This is a genomic window from Streptomyces sp. NPDC020965, from assembly GCF_044333555.1.
Taxonomy (GTDB): Bacteria; Actinomycetota; Actinomycetes; order Streptomycetales; family Streptomycetaceae; genus Streptomyces.
The window spans coordinates 181,759-203,916 of sequence record NZ_JBIRRE010000008.1; the positions used below are offsets into that span (position 1 = coordinate 181,759).

Here is a 22,158-nt window from a genome sequence, read left to right on the forward strand (position 1 = left end):
GCTCACAGCTCCGCAAGACGTCGGCGGCGGACCATCGCGATGAAGAACGGGCCGCCGATGAAGGCGACGAGGATGCCCGCCTGGATTTCGGTGGGACGCGCCAGCAGACGGCCGGTGATGTCGGCGGCGAGCAGCAGACTGGGCGCGAGCGTCGCCGACAGGGGCATCAGCCAGCGGTAGTCGGGGCCGACACCGGCGTACTGGGTGAGTACGCGGGCGACATGCGGGACGACCAGGCCGACGAAGACCACGGGCCCGATGACGGCCACGGCCCCTCCGGTGAGGAGGGTGACGGCGGACACCCCGAGGACCCGGATCAGTCCGAGCTTCAGCCCGAGCGACGTCGCCACGTCGTCGCCGAGGGCGAGGCTGTTCAGCGCGGGTGAGAGCGCGAGGGCGATGACCGCGCCGACGACGAGGAACGGCAGCACCCGCAGCAGGACTTCCCCGTCCTGGTTGGCCAGCGATCCGGCCGACCAGAAGCGGTAGCGGTTGAGGGCGTCCGGGTCGGTGAGCGCGATGGCGCTGGTGAGCGAGAAGAGCAGGGAGGTGATGGCGACGCCGGCGAGCGCGAGTTTGACCGGTGTCGTACCGGACCGCCCCAGGCCGCCCATCAGATACACCAGCACACTGGCGGCGAGCGCGCCGGCGAAGGCGAACCAGATGTAGCCGTAGAGGGAGCCCAGGCCGAGGACTCCGACGGACAGCACGATGGCGAAGGCGGCGCCGGCGCTGACCCCCAACACGCCCGGATCGGCGAGGGGGTTCCGGGTCAGCGCCTGCATCAACGCTCCGGAGAGCCCGAGCGCCGCGCCGGCCGCGACACCGAGGGCGGTCCTCGGGACGCGCACGGACCAGATCGCGTTCTCCACCCGGGTGCTGGGGGCGTCGCCGAGAAGGGTGTTCCACACCTGGCCGGGGGGCACGCTCAGGGCGCCGAAGGCCAGGGACAGCACGATCAGGACGACGAGAGCGGTAGCGGGCAGCACCAGAAGGAGTACCGCACGGGGGCGTTTCGCCGTGGTCACCAAGCTCCCCACGTCACTTTCCTTAGGTTAGGCAGACCTTCAATGTAGAGCAGCGCGGGCCGCGCTCCCCACCATCAAGTGAACCCCTATTGGATTAGGTAACCCTTACCTTAGTATGACGCGCACCGCTTCCGGCCCACCGGCCGGAACCGACCTGCTGGGAGGCACGGCCACCTTGTCCGGATCTGAGGCAGTATCTGAAGAAGTCGTCGCATACTGGCGGCGGTTGCTCACACCGCGCCCGGGGGAAGCGGTACTGCCTGTGGACCGGCCCCATCCGCAGGTGGCAGCCGGGGAACGAGCGGTACGCACCGGTCCGTTCGACGGGGCAGCGCCGGACGAGGTCCTGCTCGCGGCGTTCGTCGCCCTGTTGCACCGTTACGGCGGGGCCACGGATCTCACTGTCGGACACCGGGGACTGCCGGTGCGCGTCGCGGTGGACGGGGACACGTCCTTCGGGGAGTTGGCGGGGCGGGTGACGCGGGCGGTCGAGGAGGCCGAGGCGCACCGGGTGCCGCTGGGAGCGCTGGTCGCGGAGGTGCGGCCGGAACCGCTGCGCGGCGGCGGGCTGTTCTTCAACACCGCGCTGCGCACGGCGGCTTCAGGACCGCCCGACCCGCTGCCCGCCGACCCGACCGACGACGAGTCCGGCCCGCCCGACCCGCTGCCGGCCGACCCGACGGACCACGCGTACGGACCGCTCGATCTGCTGCTGGACGTCACGCCGGACGCGGTACGGGCGGTCTACCGCCCCGATCTCTTCGAACCCGCCACCGTGAACCGGCTCATCGGCCACTTCACGACCCTCCTCGCCGACGGCATCGCCCGACCCGAAACGGCTGTCAGCGCGCTCACCCTGATGCCTGGGGACGAGTACCGGCGCGTGGTCCTGGAGTGGAACGCCACCGACCACCAGGTGCCCCCGACCACCTGGCCCGCCCTCTTCGCCGAGCGGGTCCGGGAGCGCCCCGACGCCGTCGCCCTGGTCTTCGAGGACGAGCGGCTGACCTACGCCGAACTGGACGAGCGGGCCAACCGGCTCGCCCACGCCCTGATCGCCCGGGGCGCGGGCCCCGAACGGATCGTCGCGCTGGCGCTGCCCCGGTCGGCCGAGCTGATCGTCGCCGAGGTCGCCGTGTTGAAGTCCGGCGCCGCCTATCTGCCGATCGACCACGACTACCCCGCCGACCGCATCGCGTACATGTTGGACGACGCCCGGCCGGACTGCCTGGTGACGACCCGGGAAACGGCGCCGGACCTCCCCGAGCGGGACGGCGTCGAACGACTGCTGCTCGACTCCCCGGATGTGGCGGCCGAGTTGGTGCGGCGGCCCGCCCACGATCCGTCCGACGCCGACCGCGGTGGACCGCTGACGGTGCTGCACGCGGCCTATGTCATCTACACCTCGGGTTCGACGGGCCGCCCCAAGGGCGTCGTCCTCGCCCACAGCGGGGTCGCCAAGCTGGTCGCCACCCAGAGCGAACGGTTCGGCATCGGCCCGCACAGCCGGGTGCTCCAATTCGCCTCACCCAGTTTCGACGTGGCGTTCTGGGACCTCTGCCTCGGACTGCTCTCCGGTGGCCGGCTGATCGTCGTGCCGTCCGAGCGCCGGGTGCCCGGCGAACCGCTCGCCGCGTACGCACGCGCCGAGGGCGTCACCTTCATGATCCTGCCGCCCGCGCTGCTGGCGGCCATGCCGGACGACGTCCTGCTGCCGGAGACGGCCACCCTGCTCGCCGGCACCGAGCGGGTCTCCCCCGAGTTGGTCTCCCGGTACGCCCGTGGCCGGATGATGTTCAACGCCTACGGGCCGACGGAGGCCACCACCAACTCCACCCTCGGGCTCTGCGATCCAGACATCCCGACCGGTTCGATCGTCCCGATCGGCGGCCCCGACCCCGGCACCCGGGCCTATGTCCTGGACGGCCGGCTGCGCCCGGTCCCCGCCGGGGTCACGGGAGAGCTCTATCTCGGCGGCGCGGGGCTGGCCCGCGGCTATCTCGGCCGGCCCGCTCTGACCGCCGAGCGCTTCGTCGCCGATCCGTACGGCGCACCCGGTGAACGGCTCTACCGCACCGGTGACCTGGTGCGCTGGAAGGCCGACGGGCGGCTGGAGTTCCTCGGCCGCGCCGACACCCAGGTCAAGATCCGCGGCTTCCGCATCGAACCGGGCGAGATCGAGTCCGTGCTGCGCCGCCATCCGGCCGTCGACCAGGTCACGGTGGTCGCCCGGGAGGACCGACCGGGCGAGAGCCGGCTGGCCGCCTATGTCGTCCCCGCGCTCGACGCCCCGGCGGGCGACGACGAGACCGAACGGGTCGAGGAGTGGCGGGAACTGCATGAGCTGCTCTACAGCGCGGCCGGTTCTGACGGATTCCGGGAGAACTTCGCCGGCTGGAACAGCATGTACGACGGACGCCCCATCCCCGTCGAGGAGATGCGCGAGTGGCGGGACGCCACGATCGAGCGCATATCTGAGGGCGGCACCCCGCGGCGGGTGCTGGAGATCGGGGTCGGCAGCGGACTGATCCTCTCCCGACTCGCCCCCGACTGCGAGGCGTACTGGGGCACGGACCTCTCGCACGAGGCGGTACGGGCGCTGCGCGCCCAGGTGGACGCCGTACCGGAGCTCGCGGGCCGGGTGGAGTTGCGGGCGCGGCCCGCGCACGAGACCGACGGACTGCCCGAGGGGTACTTCGACACCGTCGTCATCAACTCCGTGGCCCAGTACTTCCCCAACGCCGACTACCTCGCCGGGGTGCTGCGCTCGGTGTCGGCGCTGCTCGCGCCCGGAGGGCGCGTCTTCGTCGGTGACGTCCGCAATCTGCGGCTGCTGCGCACGCTGCGGGCGGCGGTGGAGAGCCGCCGTCCTGACTTCTCCCCCTCCTCCAACAGCACGGACAGCAGGGACGCCACGGACAAGGCGGCGGTGCGGGACGCCGTGGAGCGGTCGGTCCGCTGGGAGAGCGAGCTGCTGCTCGACCCCGATTTCTTCACCGCGCTGCCGGGCTTCGACGCGGACGTGCACGTCAAGCGCGCGGTCCACCACAACGAGCTGAGCCGCTACCGGTACGACGTGGTGCTGCGCCCGTCCGCCTCCGCCCCGGGGGCGGACCCGGCGACGCCCGGAACCGAGGAGCAGGAGGTCCCCTGGTCACGTCTCGGCGGTCTCGCGGCCGTGGCCGATCTCCTCGCGGAACGGCCCGCCCGGCTCCGCATCTCCGGGGTGCCCAACGCCCGGCTCACCGGCGATCTCGCCGATCTGCGCCTCCTCGACGACAGCAGCGGGCCGGGCGCCGAGAGCGCCGACCCGGAGGCGTTCCCCGCCCTGGGCGCGGCGCACGGCTACCGCACCGAGGTCACCTGGAACGGCGGTGCCGACGACGGCGCCCTCGATGTGGTCCTCATCGCGGACGACGGGCCGGCCGGCGCGGTCTACCGGCCCGGTGGCGGCTTTCCACCCGCCAACCGCCCGGCACCGTTCCGGGACATCACGACCCTGCTGAAGACCCTCCGCGCGCACACCGCCGAGCGGCTGCCGGAGTACATGGTGCCGTCCGCCTTCGTACCGCTGCACCGGCTGCCGGTCACCCCCAGCGGCAAGATCGACCCCCATGCGCTCCCGGTGCCGGACTACGGCGCCCTCAGCTCCGGCCGGGCACCGCGCGACGCTCGGGAGGAACTGCTCTGCGGGCTGTACACACGGGTGCTGGGCGTGCGGTCGGTCTCGATCGACGACGACTTCCTCGCGCTCGGCGGCGACAGCATCACCGCCATCCAACTGCTGATCCACGCCCGCCGGGAGGGGCTGTCCCTCACCGCGCGCGATGTGTTCCGGCACCGTACGGTCGCCGCGCTCCGGTCCGTCGCCGTCGACCACGACGCGGCGGTCCCCCCGGCCGCCGCAGCGCCGCTCATCGCACTCGACGACGGTGAGCGAGAGCGGATCCAGGGCGCGAACCCCCTGGTGATCGAGGAAATCCTGCCGCTCACCCCGCTCCAGGAAGGCTTCTTCTTCCACGCCGTGGCGGGCGCGGGCGACCGGGACGCCTATGTCGTCCAGCAGGTGATCGAGCTGGCGGGAGCGGTGGACGCCGCGGCGCTGCGCCGTGCCGCGCAGGCCGTGCTGGACCGGCACGCCCCGCTCCGCGCCGCCTTCCGGCAGCGGTCGGACGGCTCCCCCGTACAGATCGTCGCCGGCGAGGTGGAGCTGCCCTGGCGGGAGGTCGATCTCTCGGCAGGGACCGGACCGGCGTCGGCCGACGCGGTCGCGGCGGAGGAACGCGCACGGCCGTTCGACCTGGCCCGGCCGCCGCTCCTGCGCTGCGCGCTCGTCAGGACCGGCGCGGCACGGTCCGCACTGGTGCTGACGTTCCACCACATCGTGGCGGACGGCTGGTCGCTGCCGGTGCTCCACCGGGAACTGCTCGCGCTGTACGGGGCCGAGCCCGCGGCACTGCCCGCCCCGGCCCCGTACCGCGGTCATCTGCGCCGGCTCGCGGGGCTCGACCAGGAGGCCGCCCGGTCGACCTGGCGGACCGCCCTCGCAGGTCTGGAGGAACCGACCCGGCTGGTCACGGCGGCGGGAGACGGCGCAGCACCGCGTCCCGGACAGATCCGGCTCGAACTCTCCGAACGGACCACCGCCCGGCTGTCCGACCGCGCCCGGGCGCACGGTGTCACCCTCGGCACCGTGGTCCAGACCGCGTGGGGCCTGTTGCTCGGGCGGCTCACCGGCCGGCACGACGTGGTCTTCGGCACCACGGTCTCCGGCCGGGACGGCGCGGTCGACGGCATCGAGTCGATGGTCGGGCTCTTCATCAACACGCTGCCGACCCGGTTCCGCTGGACGCCCGCCGACCCGCTGTCGGCGCTGCTCACCCGGCTCCAGGACGAACAGGCGCTGCTCCTGGACCACCAGCAGTTGGGCCTCGCCGAGCTGGGGCGGATCGCCGGGCACGCCGGTGGCGGCGACCTCTTCGACACCCTGGTCGTGTTCGAGAACTATCCGGCGGAGACGGATCTGACCGACCCCTCGGGCACGATCCGGATCACCGGCCATGAGTTCCACGACGCGGTGCACTATCCGCTGGCGCTGATCGTGAAGCCGGGCGCCCGGCTCGATCTGCGGCTCAAGCACCACACCGAACGGTTGGGCACCACCGCCGTCGGGGAGATCGCGGCCCGCCTCGAACGGATCCTGGAGGCGCTCGCCGATGACCCGGCCCGATCCGCCGCCACCGTCGACCTGCTCTCGTCCGAGGAGTCGGCGACGGCCCATCCGGCCGGTGCGGTACGGGAACTGCCCGCCACCACCCTGGCCGGTGCGTTCGCGGCGCAGGTCGCCCGGACGCCCGACGCCACCGCCGTCGTCTTCGGCACGGAGCGGCTGAGCTATGCGGAGCTGGACGCCCGGGCCGCGTCCCTGGCCGGCCGGCTCGCCGCCGAGGGCGCCGGCGCGGATGACATCGTCGCCGTCGCCGTGCCGCGCTCGGTGGAGTTGATGGTCGCCCTGCTCGGCGTGGTGAAGTCCGGGGCGGCCTATCTGCCGCTCGACCCGGATCTCCCGGCCGACCGGGTGGCCGGGATGCTCGCCGACTCCGGTGCGACGACGGTGGTCACCACCACCGCCGCTCCGGCGCTGCCCGCGGCGGAGGGGCTGACACCGCTCCTCGTCGACGCGTCGGACGACACCCCGGGCGCCCCCGTGCACCGGCCCGCCCGGCCCGGCGACCCCGCGTATCTGATCTACACCTCCGGGTCCACCGGCCGCCCCAAGGGCGTGCTCGTCACCCATGACGCCATCGTCAACCGGCTGGCGTGGATGCAGGACACCTACGGGTTGGGGGCCGGTGACCGTGTCCTCCAGAAGACGCCGTCCGGGTTCGACGTCTCGGTGTGGGAATTCTTCTGGCCGCTGCTGGAGGGCGCGGCCGTGGTGCTGGCCCGGCCGGACGGGCACCGTGACCCGGCCTATCTGGCCGCCCTGGTGCGCGCCGAGCGCGTCACCGCGCTGCACTTCGTGCCGTCGATGCTGGACGCGTTCCTGCTGGCCGACGAGGTCACCGCCGATCCGTCGTGGGCGGGGTCGCTGCGCCATGTCTTCAGCAGCGGCGAGGCCCTGAGCGTGAGCTCGGCGAGCCGCTGGTACGGGCTCACCGGTGTCCCTATCCACAATCTCTACGGGCCGACCGAGGCCGCCGTCGACGTCACCCACCACACCTACGCGGAGGGCGACACCGGCACCGTGCCCATCGGGCGCCCGGTGTGGAACACCCGGCTCCGGGTGCTGGATAGCTGTCTGCGGCCGGTGCCGCCGGGGGTGCCGGGTGAGCTGTATCTCGCCGGTGTCCAGCTCGCCCGGGGCTATCACGCCCGGCCCGCGCTGACCGCCGAACGGTTCACGGCCGATCCGTACGGACCGCCCGGCAGCCGCCTGTACCGCACCGGTGACCTGGTGCGGCGGCGCGCGGACGGAGAGATCGAGTATCTCGGCCGCACCGACCGACAGGTCAAACTGCGCGGCGTCCGGATGGAGCTGGGGGAGATCGAGGCGGCACTCGGCCGGCACCCCGGGATCGCCCAGGCGGTCGTCACCGTACGGGACAACGCCCTGGTGGCCCATGTCGTCCCTGCCGGCGGCCCGGACGCTGCCGCACCGGACCCGGGGGAGCTGCGGACCGCGCTCGCCGGGAGTCTGCCCGCGCCCATGGTGCCCGCCGCCTATGTGGTTCTCGACGCCCTGCCGCTCACCCCGAGCGGCAAGCTGGACCGGGCCGCGCTGCCCGCCCCGGAGCTCGTACGGGCCGCCGCGCGGGCGCCCCGGGACGCGCGGGAACAACTGCTCACCGAGATCTTCGCCGCCGTGCTGAAGCTGGCCGAGGTCTCCGTGGACGACGACTTCTTCCTGCTCGGCGGCGACAGCATCAGCTCCATCGGTGTCTCCAGCCGGGCCCGGAGCGCCGGTCTCGTCCTCAGCCCGCGCGCCGTCTTCGAGCACCGCACCCCGGCCGCCCTGGCCGCCGCGGCGACCCTCACCGGCCCGTCTGAGCAGGAGTCCGTCCCGGCGTCCGCCGTCGACCTCACTCCCGAGGAGCGGGCCCGGGTCGAGCGGCTCGCCCCCGGCCGGGTGGCGGACATCTGGCCGCTGGCGCCGCTCCAGGAGGGCCTGTTCTTCCACTCCACCTATGACGCGGGCGACAGCGCCCTGGACGTCTACACGGTCCATGAGTCGTTCGACCTCGCCGAGCGGGTGGACGCCGACCGGCTCCGGACGGCCGTGGCAGCCCTGCTGGAGCGTCATCCGAGCCTGCGGGCCGGGTTCACCAGTGACGGGCTGCGCGAACCGGTGCAGTTCATCGTCCGGGACCCCGAGATCCCGCTGGTGGAGGTGGATCTCTCCGGGCTGGCCGCGGCGGAGCAGGAGGCCCGGCTCACCGTGCTGCTGGCGGAGGAGCGGACCCGCCGCTTCGACCTCACCCGGCCGCTGCTCTTCCGGCTGCTGCTGGTCCGGCTCGGCGCCGGGCGCGGCGACCGGCTCGTCGTCGGCCGCCATCTCCTGCTGTGGGACGGCTGGTCGGCCTGGCTCTTCCTGGACCAGTTGTTCGCGCTGTACGAGAGCGGCGGCGACGCCCGGGGCCTGGCCCACCCCGGCTCGTACCGGGACTATCTGACCTGGCTGGACCGGCAGGACACGACGGACGCCACCGATGCCTGGCGGGCCGCGCTCGACGGTCTGGACGAGCCCACGCTGCTGGTGCCGAGCGCCGCCGGGCGGGGTCTGGAGCCGGTCGTCCCGGTCCATCTCGACGCCGTGCTGCCGGAGGCCGAGAGCGAACGGCTGCGCAGGACCGCACGCCGCCACGGCCTCACCCTCAACACGGTCTTCAACGCGGCCTGGGGTCTGGCGTTGGCCGGTGCGACCGGCCGGACGGACATCGTCTTCGGCACCACGGTCGCCGGACGCCCGAGTGAGGTGCCGGACGTCGAGAACGTCATCGGCATGTTCCTCAACACGGTGCCCGCGCGGATCGCCTTCGACCCCCGGGAACCGCTGCTGGACCTGCTGCGCCGGATCCAGGCGGAGCGCATGGAGCTGATGCCGCACGAGTATCTGGGCCTGGGCGTCCTTCAGGCGGAGACCGGCCACCGCCGCCTCTTCGACACGCTGTTCGTGCTGCGCAACGCCGACACCGAGGAACGGCTCGCCGAGCTGGCGGACCGGCACGGCGCGAGCGCGGTCGCCAATGTCGATGCCACGCACTATCCGGTGAACCTGGTCGTCACCCCGGGCCGCGAGGTCCGATTCACCCTCGCCCACCGACCGGATCTGATCACGGACGCCCGTGCGAGGGATCTGCTGGACCGCTTCACCGTGCTCCTGGACCGGCTGTTGGCCGATCCGACGGCACGGACCGGGTCGCTCGATCCGCTGCTGCCCGGGGAGCGCGCGGCGCTCCGCCGGGCCGACGCGGAGAGCCGTCAGCCTGTTCCACGTGAAACCGTCGCCGACATGCTGGCGGCCCAGGCCGCCCGTACGCCGGAGGCCACAGCGGTCGTCTTCGGGTCCCGGACGCTGACCTACGCGGAGCTGGACGAGCGCTGCGACCGGCTGGCCCGGCTGCTGCTGGCCCGGGGCGCGGCGCCGGAGCGGGTGGTGGCGCTGGGGCTGCCGCGGTCGATGGACATGGTGGTGGCGCTCTTCGCCGTACTGCGGACCGGAGCCGCCTATCTGCCGCTGGAACTGGACCATCCGGCCGACCGCCTCGCGCTGATGCTCGACGACGCCCGGCCACTGCTGCTGCTGTCGACCTCGGCCGTCTCGCGGACACTGTCGGCGGAGGTGCCGCGTGTGCTGCTGGACGATCCGGCCGTCGTGGCGGAGCTGGCCCGGGGGTCGGCCGAGCCGGTGCGGGTGGAGTTCAGCCCGGAGCATCCGGCGTACGTCATCTACACCTCGGGTTCCACCGGCCGCCCCAAGGGGGTGGTCACGCCCTACCGGGGTCTGACGAATATGCAGCTCAACCATCAGACGGAGATCTTCGCCCCGGCCATCGCCGCGGCCGGGGGCCGGCGGCTGCGGATCGCGCACACCGTGTCCTTCGCCTTCGATATGTCCTGGGAGGAGTTGCTCTGGCTGGTGGAGGGGCATGAGGTGCACATCTGCGACGAGGAGTTGCGCCGGGACGCCACCGCGCTGGTCGCGTACTGCGAGTCCCGCCGGATCGATGTCGTCAATGTGACCCCGACCTACGCCCATCTCCTGATCGAGGAGGGCCTGTTGGAGGGGCACCGCCCGCCGCTGGTGCTGCTCGGCGGCGAAGCGGTGACGGAGGCGGTGTGGAACCGGCTGCGCGACACCGAGGGGACCTACGGCTACAACCTGTACGGACCGACCGAGTACACGATCAACACCCTCGGTGGGGGGACCCACGACAGCGCGACCCCGACCGTCGGCCGCCCGATCCGCGCCACCCGTGCGCGGGTGCTCGACGCCTGGCTGCGCCCGGTCCCCGACGACGTCCCCGGTGAGCTGTACATCGCCGGTGTCGGGCTCGCCCGGGGCTATCTGGACCGGCGGGGGCTGACCGCCGAACGGTTCGTGGCCGACCCGTACGGACTGCCCGGTGAGCGGATGTACCGCACCGGCGACCTCGTGCGGCGGCGCCCGGACGGCAATCTGGACTTCCTCGGCCGCACCGACGACCAGGTCAAGATCCGTGGTCACCGGGTCGAACTGGGCGAGATCGAGACGGCGCTCGCCCAGCATCCGGGGATCGCCCAGGCCGCGGTGGTCGCCCGCGACGACGCCTCCGCGCCCGGCACCCAGCGGCTGGTGGGCTATGTCGTCCCGGCCGAACCCGGCGATGAGGAACGGCGGGCGGCGGAGCGGGAGCAGATCGGCGAATGGCAGGAGATCTACTCCGCCGAGTACACCGAGATCGGCACGGCGGTCTTCACCGAGGACTTCGCGGGCTGGGACAGCTCCTACGACGGCACCCCCATCCCGCTGGCGCATATGCGCGAATGGCGGTCGGCGACCGTCGAACGCATCCGTGAGCTGCGCCCGCGCCGGATTCTGGAGATCGGCGTCGGCTCGGGTCTGCTGCTGTCACAGCTCGCCCCGGACGCCGAGGCGTACTGGGCCACCGACTTCGCCGCGCCCGTGATCCGCAAGATCGGGGAGGAGTTGCGCCGCGATCCCGCACTGGCCGCCAAGGTCGAACTGCGCTGTCAGCCGGCCGGAGTGACGGACGGACTGCCGAGTGGCTGGTTCGACACCGTCGTCATCAACTCCGTCGTGCAGTACTTCCCCAGCCTGGACCATCTGGCCGAGGTCGTCACCGGGGCGATGGAGCTGCTCGCCCCCGGTGGGGCGCTGTTCGTCGGCGATGTGCGCAATCTGCGGCTCGCCCGCGCCTTCCAGACGGGTATCCAGCTCACCCGGGCGGGCGCGGCGGCGGACCCGGAGACGGTCCGCCGGGCGGTGGACCGGGGCATCGCCCTGGAGAAGGAACTCCTGGTCGACCCGGACTGGTTCACCACACTGGGCCTCGGTGTCGATCTGCGGACCAAGCGGGGCCGGTACCAGAACGAGCTGACCCGGCACCGGTACGACGCCGTGCTGTATCGGACCGCCGACGCCGAGCGCGCCGGGGACGCCGTGGATCTGTCGGACGCTCCCATGATGGTGTGGTCGGGTATCGAGGCGGTCGCGGCGCGGCTGGCCGAGGGCCCGGACACGGTACGGGTGGTCCGGGTGCCGGACGCCCGCACGGCCGCTGAACTGGCCGCCGTCGAGGCCGTGGCCGCGGGCCGGCTGCCGCGCGGTGACGGCGGCGGGGTCGAGCCGGAGGCCCTGCGCGAGCTGGGCGATGCGCTCGGCTACCGCACCCTGACGACCTGGGCGAGTGAGCCGGGCCAGTACGAGGCCGTCTTCGTCCGGGGCGCCTTCCGGGTGACGGCGGGTCTACACCGTCCCGGCGGCTCCGTCGCCCACGCCAACACCCCCGCCTCCACCCGCGGCACCGGCGATCTGGTCCGGCGGGTCCGGGAGGATCTGGGGCAGCGGCTGCCGGCCTATATGGTCCCCGCCGCCTGGGTCGTGCTCCCCCGGCTGCCGATGAACGACAACGGAAAGCTCGATGTCCGGGCGCTGCCGGAGCCGGAACCCGGCGTGGCCCTGTCGGCGGGACGCGGACCCGAAACCCCCGGGGAGGAGGTGCTCTGCCGGCTCTTCGCCGAGGTGCTGGGGCTGCCGGGGGTGGGCGCCGAGGACAACTTCTTCGATCTGGGCGGGCATTCCCTGCTGGCGACCCGGTTGATCAGCCGGGCTCGTACCGAGCTGGGCGCCGAGCTGGCGATCCGGGATCTGTTCGAGGCGCCGACGCCGGAGCTGCTGGCACTGCGGGCGGATCCGGCCCGACCGGCCCGGCCCGTGCTGGAGGCCGGCGCGCCGCGTCCGGAGCGGATTCCACTGTCGGCGGCACAGCGACGGCTCTGGCTGGTGGAGCGGATCACCGGCACCGGGGTGGCGTACAACTTCCCGCTGGTCTTCCGGCTGCGCGGAGTCCTCGACACGGACGCCCTGCGGGCGGCCCTGCGGGATGTGGTGGGGCGGCACGAATCGCTGCGGACCCGGTTCGCGACGCATGAGGGCGAGCCGTACCAGGTGATCGTCCCGGCCGCCGATGCGGAGCCGGTGTGCACCGTCACGGAGTGCACCGAGGGCGAGTTGGCGGCGCGGATCGAGGCGGCGCAGCGGCGTCCCTTCGATCTGGGCGCGGAACTCCCGCTGCGGGCCGAGGTGCTGCGGCTGGGTCCCGCCGATCAGGTGGTGGCGGTGGTGCTCCATCACATCACCACCGACGAGTGGTCCGACCGGCCGTTCCTCGCCGATCTGAACGCGGCGTACGCGGCCCGGTCGGCGGGCCGGGCACCGGAGTGGGCGCCGCTGCCGGTGCAGTACGCCGACTACTCCCTCTGGCAGGAGGGACTGCTCGCGGAGGTCGGGGAGCAGCAGCTCGACCACTGGGTGGCGGCGCTGCGCGGACTCCCCGACGAGGTGGCGCTGCCGCTGGACCGGCCGCGTGCCGGCGGGACCACGGGCGGGGGTGGCACGGTGCGTGCCACGCTGCCCGCCGGGACGGGTGATGTGCTGCGCGAGCTGTGTGCGGAGCGCGGCGTCAGTATGTTCATGCTCTTCCAGGCGGCGACGGCGACGCTGCTGCACCGGCTGGGCGCGGGGGATGACATTCCGCTGGGCGCACCGATCGCGGGGCGTACGGACGCGGCCGTGGACGAGCTGGTCGGATTCTTCGTCAATACGCTGGTGCTGCGGACGGATCTGTCGGGCGATCCGACCTTCGGTGAACTGCTGGCCCGGGTAAGGGAGTCGGCGCTCGCCGCCTATGAACACCAGGATGTGCCGTTCGACCGGGTGGTCGAGGCGGTCAACCCGGCCCGGGTCGCGGACCGCAATCCGCTGTTCCAGGTGATGTTGGGGTACCACCACCGCCCGGACGGCGATCCGGATCTGCTCGGTCTGCCGACCGAGTGGTTCGAGATGGACACCGGGACGGCGAAGTTCGATCTGGACTTCACCTTCGTCGACCATGGCGCCGGACGGGATCTGACGCTGCTGCTGGAGTACGCGATGGATCTCGCCGATCCGGAGACGGCGGAGTCGCTCGCCGCCCGGGCGGTGTCGCTGCTGGAGCAGATCGGCGCCGCGCCGGACCGGCCGGTGGGCGAACTGCGGGTGCTCACCGACGGCGAGCTGGCGGCGCCGTGGCACGCGACGGACCGGCCGGCGGAGCCCCGCACGGTGCCGGAGCTGTTCTCGGACGCGGTACGGAGTCGCCCCCGACGGACGGCCCTGGTCACCGGGGACAGCCGGCTGACCTTCGCCGAACTCGGTGCGCGGGTGGACGCGGTCGCCGCGCTGCTGCGGCGGCGCGGCGCGGGGGCCGGGACGGTGGTCGCGCTGGCGCTCCCCCGGCGGGAGATGGTCCCGGCGCTGCTGGGCGTGCTCGCGGCCGGGGCGGCCTATCTGCCGCTCGATCCGGAGTATCCGGTGGATCGGCTGGAGTTCATGCTGGCGGACGCGGAGCCGCTCTGTGTGCTGACGACCGCGGCCCTGGCGGAGCGGCTGCCGGCGGCGGGTCCCGAGCGGGTGCTGCTGACGGACGGGTCCTGGCCGGCGGGGCCCGAGCGGCTGCCGCTGGACGACGGACCGGCCGACGCGGGATCCACGGCCCGGGCGGGTGGTCCGCTGCCCGTGCCGGCGCCCGACGGCGCCGCGTACGTCATTTTCACCTCCGGCTCCACGGGGCGTCCGAAGGGCGTGGTCGGCACCCACCGGGGGCTGAGCAATCTGTTCGCCTCGCACCGGGAGGATCTGATCGCGCCCGCCGAACGCGCGGCCGACGGAGCCGTCCTGCGGGCCGTGCACGCGGCGTCGTTCTCCTTCGACGGCTCCTGGGAGCCGCTGCTGTGGCTGCTCGCGGGCCATGAGCTGCATGTGGCCGACGAGGCGACGATGATGGACCCGGCGGCGCTGTACGCGTATCTGGGCGCTGAGCGGATCGACTTCCTCGACGTCACCCCGACCTATCTGCGGGAGCTGACCCAGCACGGCTTCCTGACGGAGGGCCGTTACCACCCCCGGGTCGTCGCGGTGGGCGGCGAGGCGACCCCGCCCGCGCTGTGGGAGCGGCTGTGCGCGCTGCCCGGCGTACGGGCCCACGATCTGTACGGTCCCACCGAGTGCGCGGTCGACGCGTACGGCTGGCACGGCGGTGCGGGCGGGACATGGGCCGCGCCGGTCGCCAACACCCGGGCGCACGTCCTGGACGCCCGGCTGCGGCCGGTCCCCGTCGGGGTCGCCGGGGAGCTGTACCTCTCCGGGGCGGGCCTGGCCATGGGCTATCTGCGCCGCCCCGGGCTGACCGCCGAACGGTTCACCGCCGACCCGTTCGGCCCGCCGGGCTCCCGGATGTACCGCACCGGAGACCTCGTCCGGCGCCGACGGGACGGCTCGCTGGAGTTCCTGGGTCGCGCGGACGGCCAGGTGAAGCTGCGTGGTTTCCGGATCGAGCTCGGGGAGATCGAGGCGCTGCTCACCGCGCGCCCCGAGGTGGCGTCGGCGGCGGTCGTCGTCCGGGAGGACTCCCCCGGGGCGCCCCGGCTGGTCGCGTACACCGTCCCCGCGGCCGGCACGGCACCGGACGCCGCCGTCCTGCGGGCCCATGTCACGGCCGTGCTGCCCGCGCACATGGTGCCGGCCGCGTTCCTGACCGTACCGTCGCTACCGCGCACCGTGAGCGGCAAGCTGGACCAGGCGGCGCTGCCCGCGCCGGACTTCGCGGCGGTGGTGACCGGCCGGAGGCCGCGCACTCCGCGTGAAGAGGTGCTGTGCGAGGAGTTCGCCGCGGTGCTCGGCCTCGACCGGGTCGGCGTCGACGACGACTTCTTCGCCCTCGGCGGCCACTCGCTGCTGGCGATGCGGCTGGTCGGCCGGGTGCGGTCGGCGCTGTCCGCCGAGGTGTCCCTGCGGGAGGTGTTCGACTCCCCCACGGTCGCCCGGCTCGCGGAGCGGCTGGCGGGGCCGGCCAGGACCGCCAGGCCCGAGCTGACGGCGCGGGCCAGGCCCGAGCGGCTGCCGCTCTCCGCCGCCCAGCGCAGGCTCTGGGTGCTCTACCAGGTGGACGGCGCGAGCGCCACGTACAACATGCCGTCCGCCTGGCGGCTCTCCGGCGATCTGGACATCGGCGCGCTGCGCGCCGCGGTGCAGGACCTCGCCGCCCGGCACGAGACGCTCCGCACGGTCTTCCCCGAGGAGGAGGGGCGGGCGTACCAACGCATCCTCGATCCCGGGGAGGCCGTGATCCCGGTGGAGCTGGTGGACACCCGGCAGCGCGATCTCGGCGAGCGGCTGACCCGGGCCGCGGCGTACGGTTTCGAGCTGGACCGGGAACCGCCGCTGCGGGTGACGGTGTTCCGGCTCGGCGCCGGGGAGTACGCGCTGCTGGTGCTGGTGCACCACATCGCCGGTGACGAGTGGTCGGACGCGCCGCTCCACCACGATCTGGCGGTCGCCTACGCGGCCCGGTCGGCGGGCCGGGCCCCGGAGTGGGCGCCGCTGCCGGTGCAGTACGCCGACTACACCCTCTGGCAAGAGGAGTTGCTCGCCGAGGTCGGCGAGCACCAGCTCGCCTTCTGGCGGGACGCGCTGGCGGGTCTGCCCGAGGAACTGGCGCTGCCGACCGACCGACCGCGCCCGCTGGAGGCCACCTACCGGGGCGGGACGGCCGACCTCTCCCTGGACGCGGAGCTGCTCGCCGGTCTGCGGAGCGTGGCGCGCTCCTGTGACGTCAGCGTGTTCATGGTGATGCAGGCGGCCGTGGCGACGCTGCTGACCCGGCTGGGCGCGGGCGAGGACATTCCGCTCGGCAGCCCGATCTCCGGGCGTACCGATGAGGCGCTGGAGGGGTTGGTCGGCTTCTTCCTCAACACGCTCGTCCTGCGGACGGACACCTCGGGCGATCCGGCCTTCCGTGACCTGCTGGCGCGCGTGCGGGAGTCCGATCTCGCCGCCTTCGACCACCAGGACGTGCCGTTCGAAAAGCTGGTGGAAGCGGTCAATCCGGCCCGTTCGCTGGCCCGGCATCCGCTGTTCCAGGTGATGGTCGTCTATCTGGCCGCGGGCGGGGACGATGTGGGCCTGCCGGGTCTGCGGGGCGCCCGGGAGGACGTCGGGCAGACGACGGCCAAGTTCGACCTCTCCTTCGACTTCGTGGAGCGGCCCGGCGGGGGCGGTGCCGACGGGGTGCTGGAGTACAGCACTGATCTGTTCGACGCGGCGACGGCCCGGTCCTTCGCCGAGCGGCTGCTGCGGGTGCTGCGGGCCGTGGCCGCCGATCCGGGGGTGCGGATCGGCCGGATCGACGTCCTGGGCGACGCCGAGCGCCACCGCACACTGGTGGAGTGGAACGACCGGCCGGCACCGGCCGGACCGACCACCGTACCGGCGCTGTTCGAACAGCAGGTCCGGTTGTCGCCGGAGGCGCCAGCGGTGGCGTCCGACGGGATCGCGCTCACCTTCGCCGAACTGAACGCCGAGGCCAACCGACTGGCCCGGCTGCTGGTGGCGTACGGGGCCGGGCCGGAGCGGATCGTCGCGCTGGCGCTCCCCCGGACCGCCCGCACCCTGCTGGCGATCCTGGCGGTGCAGAAGGCGGGCGCGGCCTCCTTGACGCTCGATCCGGACGCCCCGGCGGCCCGTACCGCCGATATGCTCGCCGACGCCCGTCCGGTGCTGACGCTCACCACCCGGGCGCTGGCGGACGGGCTCCCCGGGGAGCGGCTGCTCCTGGACGGTCCCGGGACGCCGGAACGGCTCGCCGCCCTCTCCCCCGCCGATCTCACCGACGCGGACCGCACGGCGCCGCTCACCCCGCTGAACCCGGCGTACGTCATCTACACCTCCGGGTCCACGGGCCGCCCGAAGGGAGTGGTGGTCACCCACGAGAGTGTGGGGCACCTCTTCCACAGTCACCGCGAGACGCTGTACGAACCGGCCGTCGCGGCCACCGGACGGCGGCGGCTGCGGGCCGGGCACGCCTGGTCGTTCTCGTTCGACGCGTCCTGGCAGCCACAGCTCTGGCTGCTCGACGGGCACTGTGTGCACGTGGTGTCCGAGGAGACCCGGCGCGACCCCGAACTGCTGGCCGCGGCCGTCGTCGAGCACGGTTTCGACTTCCTGGAGGTCACCCCGTCGTTCTTCGCGCAGATGGCGGAGAGCGGCCTCGTCCGGGACGGCCACTGCCCGCTCGCGGTGGTGGGCGTCGGCGGCGAGGCCGTGCCCGCCGCACTGTGGGAGCGGCTCGGCTCGCTGCGCGGGACGGAGGCTTTCAACCTCTACGGTCCGACCGAGTCGACCGTGGACGCCCTGGTCGCCCGGGTGCGGGAGAGCGAACGGCCGCTGGTGGGGCGGCCGGTGGCGGGGACCCGGGCCTATGTGCTCGACGGACTGCTGCGACCGGTGCCCCCCGGGGTCCCGGGCGAGCTGTACCTCGCGGGCGGGGGGCTGGCCCGCGGCTATCTCGGCGGTCCGGCGCTGACGGCCGAGCGGTTCGTCGCCGACCCGTTCGGGGGGTCGGGCGGACGGCTGTACCGGACCGGTGACCTGGCTCGCTGGACCGCCGACGGTCGGATCGACTACCTCGGCCGCGCCGACGACCAGGTCAAGATCCGCGGTTTCCGGATCGAACTGGCGGAGATCGAAGCCGCGCTGGCCGCGCATCCGGCCACCGGTCAGGTGCTGGTGACGGTCCGCGCGGACGGTCCCCGCAAGCACCTGGTGGCGTATGTGGTGCCGGCCGCCGGGCAGGCCCCGGACCCGGCGCTGCTCCGCGCCCATGTCGCCGAACGGCTGCCGGACTACATGGTCCCGGCCGCCGTGGTGGTGCTGGAGCGGCTGCCCCGGCTCCGCAACGGCAAGCTGGACCGGGCCGCGCTGCCCGCGCCGGACTTCTCGGCGACCTCCTCCGGGAGGCCGCCGGGCACCGCGCTGGAGCGGACGCTCCACACGGTGTTCACCGAGGTGCTCGGCGTGGCCCGGGTCGGCGTGGACGACGACTTCTTCGCGCTGGGCGGTGACAGCATCATCGCGATGCAGTTGGTCGGCCGGGCCCGCGCGGCGGGCGTACGGATCACCCCGCGGCTGGTCTTCCGGCACCGCACGGTGGCGGCGCTGAGCGCCGTGGCGACCATCGGCGACGCGGGCGCCCGGCCGTCGGACGACGGTACGGGCACGGTGCCGCTGACCCCGGTCATGCACTGGCTGCGGGAGTTGGGCGGCCCCTTCGGCACCTACCACCAGGCGGCGCTGGTGCAGACGCCCGCCGCACTGACGGAGAGCTCGCTGGCCGCCGTCCTCCAGGCCCTGGCCGACCGGCACGATCTGCTGCGGGCCCGGCTGGTGCGGCGCTCCGCCGACGACTGGTCACTGGAGGTCCCGGCGGCGGGGGCGGTGGACACGACCGCTTGGATCGACCGGGTAGACGTCGTGGGCCGGGACGCCGAAGCGCTGGGCGCCGCGGTGTCAGAGCATGCGCACCGGGCGCGTGCCACGCTCGACCCGGACGCCGGTGACATGGTGCGGGCGGTGTGGTTCGACGCCGGTGACGAGCCGGGACGGCTGCTGCTGATGGCCCACCACCTGGTTGTGGACGGGGTGTCCTGGCGGGTGCTGCTGCCGGATCTGGCGGCGGCCTGGGAGCGGGTGTCGGCCGGCCTCCCAGCCGATCCGGCACCGGTGGAGACGTCGTTCGCGCGCTGGTCGCGGCTGCTGACGGAGCTGGCGCTCGACCCGGCCCGGGAGGCGGAACTGCCCGTCTGGACCGCGGTCCTGGACGGCGGCACGGAACCGTTCCCGCTGGAACGGGAGCCGGACCCGGCCATCGACACCACGGGCAACACGCGGGAACTGGCGCTGCGGATGCCACCGGAGCGCACCGGCCCGCTGCTGTCCGCGGTGCCCGCCGCCTTCGGCGCGAGCGTCAACGACGTACTGCTGGCCGGGCTCGGCCTGGCGGTCGCCGACTGGCGGCGCCGTCACGGTGGTACCGACACCTCGGTCCTGGTCGATCTCGAAGGCCATGGCCGCGAGGAGGAGCTCGCCGGCGAGAGCGCCGATCTGTCCCGTACGGTCGGCTGGTTCACCAGCGTCTTCCCGGTCCGGCTCGATCCGGGCCCGATCGATCTCGCGGAGGCCCTCGCGGGCGGACCGGCCGCCGACACGGCCGTGGAGAGGGTCCGCGCGCATCTGGCGTCGCTGCCCGCGAACGGCGTCGGCTACGGCATGTTGCGGCATCTCAACCCCCGGACCCGCGCGGTACTGGCGGAACGGGACGCCCCCCGGATCGAGTTCAACTATCTGGGCCGGTTCTCCGTCCCGGAGGCGGAGGACTGGTCGTACGCTCCCGAGGAGGAGGTGGCCGACATCGGTGCGGAGGACGCGATGCGGGAGGGTCATGCGCTCGGCATCAATGTGGTGACCGAGGACCGGGCGGACGGACCGGTCCTGGCCGCGCACTGGTCCTGGCTGGAAGGATTGGTCTTGCCGGAGACCGTCCAGGACCTGGCGGAGACCTGGTTCCGGGCGCTGGAAGGGCTGACGCACCGCGCCACCCACCGGAACTGACCCCCGACACATATCCGAAGGAGAGAGAACGATGAGCAGCAACCCGTTCGAGAACCCCGACGGCGGCTACTCGGTGCTGGTCAACGACGAGGACCAGCACAGTCTGTGGCCCGACTTCGCGGACGTCCCGGCCGGTTGGCGGGTCGTGCACGGCCCGGGGTCCCGGCAGTCGTGCCTGGAGTACGTCGAGGCCAACTGGACCGATATGCGGCCCAAGAGCCTGGTCGAGGCCATGGAGGGCTAGGGAGTGTCTTCACAGTAGCGTCGTCCGCCCGGAGGGCGGGGCTGGCGGGGTCTGGTGCATGGGGTCTCCCCAGGCCCGCAAGGGCCGAGGCATGGGGGGCCTCCCCAGGCCCCCAAGGGCCGAGGCATGGGGGGCCTCCCCAGGCCCCCAAGGGCCGAGGCATGGGGGGCCTCCCCAGGCCCCCAAGGGCCGAGGCGTGGGGTCTCCCCAGGCCCGCAAGGGCCGAGGGGACGGATCGCAAGGCCGGAGGATGGGGGCACCTCCCGGCCGGAGGCTGGGGGAGAGTCAACGCGGTGGGGGTACCGCCCGTGCCCGCCAGGGCACAGGGTGGGGGTACCGCCCGTGCCCGCAGGGCTACGGGGGCCCGTTGGCGACTGACGACAACGCGGCGAGGGTGCGCGCCAGGGCACGGCAGGCAGACGGGACTTTGAAGACACGACCTAGCGAGCACGGAAGGGGCCGGCCCGCGCGTGACGCGCGGGCCGGCCCCTTCCGGCGGTCCGGGGCTCAGGGAGCGGTGGGCTGCGCCACCTTGGTGGCGGGCTTCCCGTCGACGGCGGCGGCGAGCTGCGGGCCTAGCCGCTCCACCACGTACGGCAGGCTGAGGACCGTACCGAAGGAGGTGGCGTGGCCGTAGTCGCTGGACTCGTGCACGAAGACCTCGCGGCCCTCCTTCACCACCTTCAGATCACCGTACGAGGCGTCCTTGTGCAGTTTGGCCGACTCCTTGGCGACATCGGTGACCATCCAGACGATGGCGCTCTGGTCGAGCAAGTCGGTGCGCTCCTTGCTGATGTTCGCGCCGAACTGGTCACCGATCGCCTTGTCGAGGCCGCCCGGCAGCTTGAAGCCGAGGTTGGTCAGCAGCCGCGACCGGGGGTCCTGGCTGCCGAAGACGAACATGCCCTCGTACGGCGTCGCCATCAGCGCGGTGGCGTTCTTGAACTCCGGCCGGGCCGCCGCCGCGATCTTCCCCTGCACATCCGCGACGACCTTGGTGGCTTCGGCGGACTTGCCGAGGGCCACGCCGACCCGCTTGGTCAGCTCCTGCCACGGCATTCCGTAGTCGTTGTACTCCTTGGGCTGGGCGATGACCGGGGCGAACTTCGACAGCGATCCGTACTGTTCCTTGGTGAGACCGCCGTAGAGCGCGATGATCAGGTCCGGCTTGAGCGCGGCGATCTTCTCCACCTGGGGACCGGTGCCGGTGTCCTTGAGGACGGTCGGCGGTTTGGCGTCGCCCAGCTTGTCCTTCGCCCAGGGGCCGACGGCGCCCGGGTAGCCGCCGATCCACTCGGTGGTGCCGACGGGGACCTTACCGAGGGCGAGCACCGCGTCCTGGTCGGTGAGGCCGACGGTGACGATGCGCTTCGGCTCGCGGTCGATCTTGGTGGTGCCGTACTTGTGCGGGATCGTCACCGGATAGGCGGAGTCACCGGACTTCGCGGAGGTGTCCTTGCCGGCGCTGTCCTTGCTGGAGTCACCATCGTCGCCACAGGCAGTGGCGGTGCCGAGGAGCAGCAGTGCGGAGCCGAGCGCGGCGGCGAGCCGAGTGGTGCGCTGGGAGCGGGCCATCGTGGTCCTTCGGTTCGGGTTTCTGTCGTTCTCTGTCGGTGGGGGTGTGGGGTCTGTGTGATCTGCGTGGTCTACGGGGGGGGAATCCGGCCGGGGGCACCTGG

General features: G+C 73.1%; 4 protein-coding genes. 2 read left to right on the forward strand and 2 right to left on the reverse strand.

The features are described from left to right. Nucleotides 1–2: 2 nt before the first annotated feature. Complete coding sequence (locus ACH4S7_RS24070) at nucleotides 3–1,031, reverse strand: FecCD family ABC transporter permease (RefSeq protein ID WP_398523544.1); 1,029 nt, start codon at nucleotides 1,029–1,031, stop codon at nucleotides 3–5. Nucleotides 1,032–1,203: 172 nt separating this feature from the next. Between ACH4S7_RS24070 and ACH4S7_RS24075 the strand changes: the two genes are divergently transcribed. Beyond that, complete coding sequence (locus ACH4S7_RS24075; RefSeq protein WP_398523545.1) at nucleotides 1,204–20,235, forward strand: amino acid adenylation domain-containing protein; 19,032 nt, start codon at nucleotides 1,204–1,206, stop codon at nucleotides 20,233–20,235. A 31-nt stretch (nucleotides 20,236–20,266) separates the two neighbouring features. Then, on the forward strand, nucleotides 20,267–20,479 hold the full coding sequence (locus tag ACH4S7_RS24080; protein WP_398523321.1) for an MbtH family protein: 213 nt from the start codon (nucleotides 20,267–20,269) through the stop codon (nucleotides 20,477–20,479). A gap of 507 nt (nucleotides 20,480–20,986) precedes the next feature. On the opposite strand, the gene ACH4S7_RS24085 is transcribed toward ACH4S7_RS24080, so the two are convergent. Then, nucleotides 20,987–22,054, reverse strand: coding sequence for an iron-siderophore ABC transporter substrate-binding protein (locus ACH4S7_RS24085; RefSeq protein WP_398523322.1), 1,068 nt, complete (start codon nucleotides 22,052–22,054; stop codon nucleotides 20,987–20,989). Nucleotides 22,055–22,158: the final 104 nt, after the last annotated feature.